Origin of the sequence: Pseudoalteromonas sp. SG43-1 (genome assembly GCF_014164415.1) — a bacterium.
GTDB lineage: Bacteria > Pseudomonadota > Gammaproteobacteria > Enterobacterales > Alteromonadaceae > Pseudoalteromonas > Pseudoalteromonas distincta.
Window position 1 is genome coordinate 1 of sequence record NZ_JACJFD010000092.1, and the last position, 308, is coordinate 308.

General features: G+C 36.7%; 1 tRNA gene. It reads left to right on the forward strand.

What is annotated here, in order from left to right:
- Window positions 1-17 precede the first annotated feature (17 nt).
- Window positions 18-93 (forward strand) — tRNA-Ala (locus tag H5159_RS20865).
- Window positions 94-308 lie beyond the last annotated feature (215 nt).

The following is a 308-nucleotide window of genomic DNA, read 5'->3' on the forward strand; positions in this document are numbered from 1 at the left end:
TAAGTACCAGCATATGTGGGGCTATAGCTCAGCTGGGAGAGCGCCTGCCTTGCACGCAGGAGGTCAGCAGTTCGATCCTGCTTAGCTCCACCACTTTTACTTCTTAAAAATAAATATTCTTTATCAGGCCATTAACCGCCTGAGAATAGAGTGTGTTTAATTTTGAGAAGTTTTTACATCTCTTGCTCTTTAAAAATTTGGAAAAGCTGATAATAAAATTCTGATAGATACATTGTATTTATCAAGAGTTTTCAAAAGTAAAAAAAGAATGGTAGCAGTACCATTCAGTGCCATTTGATTAACGTTTT